The sequence below is a fragment of the Rhodococcus sp. CX genome (assembly GCF_015865005.1).
Lineage (GTDB): Bacteria > Actinomycetota > Actinomycetes > Mycobacteriales > Mycobacteriaceae > Rhodococcus.
Genome location: NZ_JADZGH010000206.1, coordinates 1 through 5,513, shown reverse-complemented (window position 1 = coordinate 5,513; position 5,513 = coordinate 1). Strand labels below are relative to the sequence as shown.

Annotated in this window: 5 protein-coding genes and 1 pseudogene; all 6 read left to right on the top strand. The window is 69.4% G+C overall.

Going from position 1 to position 5,513, the window contains the following annotated elements:
- Window positions 1–151, top strand: a pseudogene (locus tag I0Q12_RS33550) (enoyl-CoA hydratase); the annotation flags it as partial.
- Window positions 148–1,305 (top strand): acyl-CoA dehydrogenase family protein, encoded by a 1,158-nt coding sequence (locus tag I0Q12_RS22145; protein ID WP_197254763.1) that lies wholly within the window; start codon window positions 148–150, stop codon window positions 1,303–1,305. The pseudogene I0Q12_RS33550 and the gene I0Q12_RS22145, both read left to right, overlap by 4 nt.
- The gene (locus I0Q12_RS22140; protein ID WP_197254761.1) at window positions 1,302–2,402 is read left to right on the top strand and encodes an acyl-CoA dehydrogenase family protein; all 1,101 of its coding nucleotides are present in this window, start codon (window positions 1,302–1,304) and stop codon (window positions 2,400–2,402) included. The genes I0Q12_RS22145 and I0Q12_RS22140 overlap by 4 nt, the downstream gene beginning before the upstream one ends.
- A gap of 2 nt (window positions 2,403–2,404) precedes the next feature.
- Window positions 2,405–3,688 (top strand): CaiB/BaiF CoA transferase family protein, encoded by a 1,284-nt coding sequence (locus I0Q12_RS22135; protein WP_374068763.1) that lies wholly within the window; start codon window positions 2,405–2,407, stop codon window positions 3,686–3,688.
- Between the two features lie 42 nt (window positions 3,689–3,730).
- Window positions 3,731–4,438, top strand: coding sequence for a GntR family transcriptional regulator (locus I0Q12_RS22130; RefSeq protein ID WP_374068761.1), 708 nt, complete (start codon window positions 3,731–3,733; stop codon window positions 4,436–4,438).
- Between the two features lie 132 nt (window positions 4,439–4,570).
- Window positions 4,571–5,470: an alpha/beta hydrolase gene (locus I0Q12_RS22125; RefSeq protein ID WP_197254929.1), complete on the top strand. Its 900-nt coding sequence runs from the start codon at window positions 4,571–4,573 to the stop codon at window positions 5,468–5,470.
- Window positions 5,471–5,513: the final 43 nt, after the last annotated feature.

The following is a 5,513-nucleotide window of genomic DNA, read 5'->3' as shown; positions in this document are numbered from 1 at the left end:
CCGCCGCATCATGACCAGCGCACGTCTGGAACTCGGTCCCCCGGCCGTCGGCTGGGCGTCTGCACTCGAAATCGAGCGCGGCGTGCAGATGTGGTCGATGTCGCGGAAAGGCAACGCCGCGTGGTCGTCCCGAGGACCGAATCGCTCATGACCGCTGTGCGTACCGAACATCCCGATCCCACGGATACCCGACTCGAGGACCTGCGCGCCGACGTGCGCGGCTTCCTCGCCGACGAACTCGCCCGCGGCAGTTACGTTCCGGACGTCGACAGCTGGATGACCGGGTTCGACCCCGGTTTCAGCGGCCGCGTGGCCGAGCGAGGCTGGCTCGGCCTGACGGTGCCCACCCGATACGGCGGACGCGGACGCAGCCCCCTCGAACGCTTCGTCGTCAACGAGGAGATGCTCGCTCACGGTGCCCCGGTCGCGGCGCACTGGATCGCCGACCGGCAGATGGCCCCGAGCATCCTCGCGAACGGTTCCGAGGAACAGAAGCAGCGCTATCTTCCCGGAATCTCCGCCGGCACCACGTTCTTCGCGATCGGTATGAGCGAACCGGACGCGGGCTCGGACCTGGCAGCGGTCCGCACGCGCGCTGTCGACAACGGTGATTCGTGGACGATCAGCGGAACCAAGGTGTGGACCACCGGCGCGCATCTCGCGCACGCGATGGTGGTGCTCGCCCGCACCGACGGACAACCCGCCGACCGGCAGAACGGCTTGTCCCAGTTCATCGTCGATCTCCCCCACCCCGACATCGAGATCCGTCCACTCCGAAGCATCGACGGGCAGCAGCATTTCAACGAGGTCGTCTTCCACGACGCGCGCGTGCCCGCGTCCGCACTGCTCGGGGTCCGTGGCAACGGCTGGACCCAGGTGATGAGCGAGCTCGCGTTCGAACGCTCGGGACCCGAGCGCTACCTCAGCACGATGCCGCTCCTGCGCGCATGGTCCGCGCACCTCGCCGAGGCCGGCGCGACGCCCGGCCAGAGGGAGACCCTGGGCATACTGACGGCGCGTGCTTGGGCCCTGCGGCGAATGTCGCTGCGAGTCGCCGCCGAACTCACCGCGGGACGCAAGCCCGACGTACTCGCAGCGATGGTCAAGGACCTCGGCTCGACGTTCGAAGGCGACCTCGTCGAGGCCGTGCGATCGTCCGGCCGTGTCGGAGCACGCCGCGGCGGTGCAGATCCACTCGCCCGCATGCTGGCCCAAAGTGTCCTGCACACACCGGTGTTCACCCTTCGAGGTGGCACCAACGAGATCCTGCGCGGGATCGTCGCCCGCGGTCTGGGGGTTCGATGAGCGAGTTCACCGCCGAGCTGATCTCGGCCACCACGTCGATGATCGATCGCATCGGCGTCGATCTGCAGACCCCCGCTCGGGGCATGGACAGCGCGATCTGGGCACAGCTCGGTGCCGCCGGCTTCACCACCATCGGTATCCCCGAAACCGCGGGCGGCGACGGGGCGACACTCGCCGACGTGCTCGCGATCGTGGCGGTCGCAGCGCGACGCGGCGCGCTGACCCCGTTGATCGAACACACGGTCCTGGCCCACTGGCTCGCCGCATCGGCGGGTCACACACCGACCGCGGCAACCGCGTCTGCCGCAGTGGGACATTCGTGCTCGGTCCGTTCCCTCGACGGCGCCACCGTTCTGAACGGCACGGTCACCGACGTCGCCTACGCCGGGGACGCGGACACGCTCGTCGTGCTGCTCCCGCCCGACCCCGGCGCCGAAGGATCGGCCGTCGCGATAGTGGCGATGTCCGGACCCGGCGTCACCGTCACAGCCGAAGTGGATCCGATCGGCGTCTCGATCGGGGACCTCACCTTCGAGGACACGCCCGTCCTGTTCCACGGTGCTGCCCCGGTCTCGCTCGACGAGTTCGTCCGGCGGGGCGCGCTCGCCTATGCGGCCGCCACGGCCGCGGCGGCCGCCGCCGTACACGACCACACGCTGCGCTATGCCTCCGAACGCATCCAGTTCGGGAGGCCCCTCGCAAAGTTCCAGGCGGTTCAGCAACGACTGGCACAGCTCGCTGCTCTGACCACCATGATGGAGATCGCGGTGGACACGGCGACCGCGGCCGACGACACCCCCGAGGACCCGTACGTGGCGACGGCCGCCGCGAAGGTGGTGACGGCGATGTCCGCCCAGCCTGTCGCTTCCGCGGGCCACCAGATCCACGGCGCCATCGGAACCACGTCCGAACACCCGCTCGGCCGGTTCACCACGTCTCTGTGGAGCTGGCGCGACCGCCACGGCTCGGAAGGGTTCTGGGCCGATGCCCTGGCGCGCCGCATCCTCGACGACGGCGCGGACGTCTGGGATGTCGTCGTCGGAACCCGATCGGCGCACGACGAGTCACCGACGACCACGAACAGGAGCCGGCAGTGAGCATTTCCCCACCGGCGGGCGGAACCGCACAACCGACCGCTGCTGACAGCCCCGTCATCGACGGCCGCGCTGCATGGCGTGCAGCGGAGCAGAACACGGGGATCGGCGTCCTGGCCGGTCTGCGGGTTCTCGACCTCAGCCGGGTCCTGGCCGGCCCGTACACAGCCCAGACACTGGCCGACCACGGCGCGGAAGTCATCAAGGTGGAAGCACCCACCGGCGACGAAACACGGGGCTGGGGACCACCTTTCGACGAGGGCGGACAGAGCAGCGCGTACTACGCCGGGCTCAACCACAGCAAGGAGAACATCTGCCTCGACCTGCGCACCACCGCCGGTCGCGACGTGCTGCGCCACCTGCTGGACGGTGCCGACGTGGTGATCGAGAACTTCAAGGCCGGCACCATGGCCCGGTGGGGCTTCGACTACGAGACCGTGCTGACCGAGACCAACCCGCGACTGGTGTACTGCCGGATCACCGGGTTCGGCGTCGACGGGCCGATGGCCGGTCTGCCCGGATACGACGCGGTGCTGCAGTCCTTCGGCGGGTTGATGAGCGTCAACGGCTACCCGGACGGTAACCCGCTGCGTGTCGGCGTCCCCGTCGTCGACATCGTCGCCTCGCACATGGCCGTCAGCGGCATCCTGCTCGCCCTGACCGAACGCGAACGCAGCGGCCGCGGACAACTCGTCGACATCACGCTTCTCGACTCGGTGATCTCTCTCCTGCACCCGCACGCCTCCAACTGGGTCTCCAGCGGGAAGGTGCCGCAGCGCACGGGCGACTATCACCCCACGGTCGTGCCGTACCAGGTGTTCGCGGCCCGCGACGGCGACTTCTTCGTCAGCGCCGCCAACGACCGGCAGTTCCGCTCGTTGGTCGCGGTGCTCGGCGTCCCGGAACTCGCCGACGACCCGCGCTTCGTCTCCAACGCCGTACGCTCCCGGCACCGCGACGAACTCTCCGCCCTGCTCGCCGAACGCATCGCCCGATGGAACCGTGACGACCTCGCGGCCGAGCTCGAACGTGCCGGTGTCGCCGCCAGCCCGGTCAACACGGTGGACCAGGCGCTCACCGCCCCGCAAACCGTTCACCGCGGATTGTTCCTCGACACGGTCGACTATCGTGGCCTGGGCGTACCGATCAAACTCGGCCGCAGCTCGACGCGAACCCCGCGCCGAGCCGTACCGCGCGGAGCCGACACCGAGGCGATCCTCGGTGCGATGGGGTACGGCGTGGACGACGTCGACGCCCTGAGAAGCGACGGTGCGCTCGACAGGGCATGACCGACAGCCACCGGTCCGACAGTGGCGCGAGGAGGGACCGAGGTGAGCCGACACGCTACAGCGGCCGATGGGGATGCCACCGGCTCGCGCGGAGGCGCGTCCGTTCGCGGCGCCGACTGGGTGGCCACCGAGATCGAACGCATGATCATCACCGGCGACCTGCTCCCCGGTCAGCCCATCCGGCAGGAAATGATGGCCGAACGGCTCGGTGTCAGTCGCCTCCCGATCCGGGAGGGACTGCGCGAACTGGCCTCGCAGGGCCTCGTCGAGCACCGCAGGAACGTCGGCTATGCCGTCGTGAGGCTCGAGCAGTCGGAGTTCGACCAGATCTACCTGATGCGGCACGCCCTGGAGCGCGAGGTGCTGGCTTCCCTCCCCGCCTTCGACGACGCGGCACTCGCCGAGGTCCGTGGCCTCGGTGACCGCGTCGCCGCCGCGGCGGACCGCAACGACCTCCTGGAAATGCGACTGGCGAACCAGGATTTCCACTTCGCAATGTTCGACCGATCACCGTTGGGTCTGGTGGTGGCCGAGATCCGCAGACTGTGGCGCCTGGCCATGCCGTATCACGCGGCCTACCTCTTCGACGCCGAAGTGCGCCGACGGGTCGTGACCGAACACGAAGCCATGATCGACGCGCTCGCCGACCACGACAACGAGCGCCTGATCGCACTGATGAACGAGCACCGACGTGGCGGAGAGGCCGGCACCGGGATGTTGTTGCGCAACACGACCCGCACCGAGTCCTGATACGACCCCGTCACGTTCCCCCACCCGGGCCGAGGTCCGGCCGACCGAGGAGAACCAGACTTGCCTGCCACCGAACCCGACGTCCGGCACGAATCCGTCTGGGACGACGATGTGGAGGTGATCGTGCAGCGCATGGCCGCCTCCGGCGCACGGCCCATGCGAGAGATCGGAGTCGAGGGTGCGAGACGCAACCTCGAGTCGATCGTCCGTCCCGCAGGTCCGGAAATGCGATCGATCGCCGACACGGGATTCGAAGGCCCCCACGGGACGGTGGCGGTCCGCGTCTACCGTCCCGTGGTCGCGCCCGCAGCCGACGCACCCGCGCTGCTGTGGTTCCACGGCGGTGGCATGATCATGGGCTCGCTGGATTCCTTCGACCGCCTGGTCCGGGACGTCGCGGAAGTCACCGGCGCGGTGATCGCCAACGTCGACTACAGGCTTGCCCCCGAGTACGCGTACCCCGTCGCCCACGACGAGGCGTACGCGGCGCTGTGTTGGTTCCATGAACAGGCGTCCGTCCTCGGGGTCGACGCCGGCCGCATCGGCGTCGGCGGGGACAGCGCCGGAGGTGGCCTGGCCGCGGCGACAGCACTGCGCGCGCGCAACGAAGGCGGCCCGGCGATCGCTCAGCAGGTCTTGTTCTACCCGGGTCTGGAGCGCCGCTGCGATCGGCCGTCCATGCGGGAATTCGGTGACAGCCCGTTCCTGACTGCGGCGGACATCGATTGGATGAAGGACCTCTATCTCGGCGACGATCCGGCCACCGACGACGAGTACGGGACACCCGCACTCGCTTCGTCGCTGGCCGGGCTACCGCCGGCGATCATCGCGGTCGGACACGCCGACCCACTGCGCGACGGCGTCGAAGACTACGGAAACCGCCTCCGCGACGCCGGTGTGCCGACGGCGCAGCTGCGGTATCCCGGCGTGGGGCACGGTTTCGCGATGCAGACCGCGACGGTCGCGCGGGCGCGGGCGGCCATGGCCGAGGTGGGCGCCCTGGTGGCGGCACGATTCGCGGTCCACCGCTGAGGGTCGACGCAAACGGATGAGGCGGTGCGACCCGGTTGCGGGT

Coding starts and splice junctions, on each gene's coding strand:
- I0Q12_RS22125 (WP_197254929.1), top strand. CDS start 4,571: ATGGCCGCCTCCGGCGCACGGCCCATGCGAGAGATCGGAGTCGAGGGT.
- I0Q12_RS22140 (WP_197254761.1), top strand. CDS start 1,302: ATGAGCGAGTTCACCGCCGAGCTGATCTCGGCCACCACGTCGATGATC.
- I0Q12_RS22145 (WP_197254763.1), top strand. CDS start 148: ATGACCGCTGTGCGTACCGAACATCCCGATCCCACGGATACCCGACTC.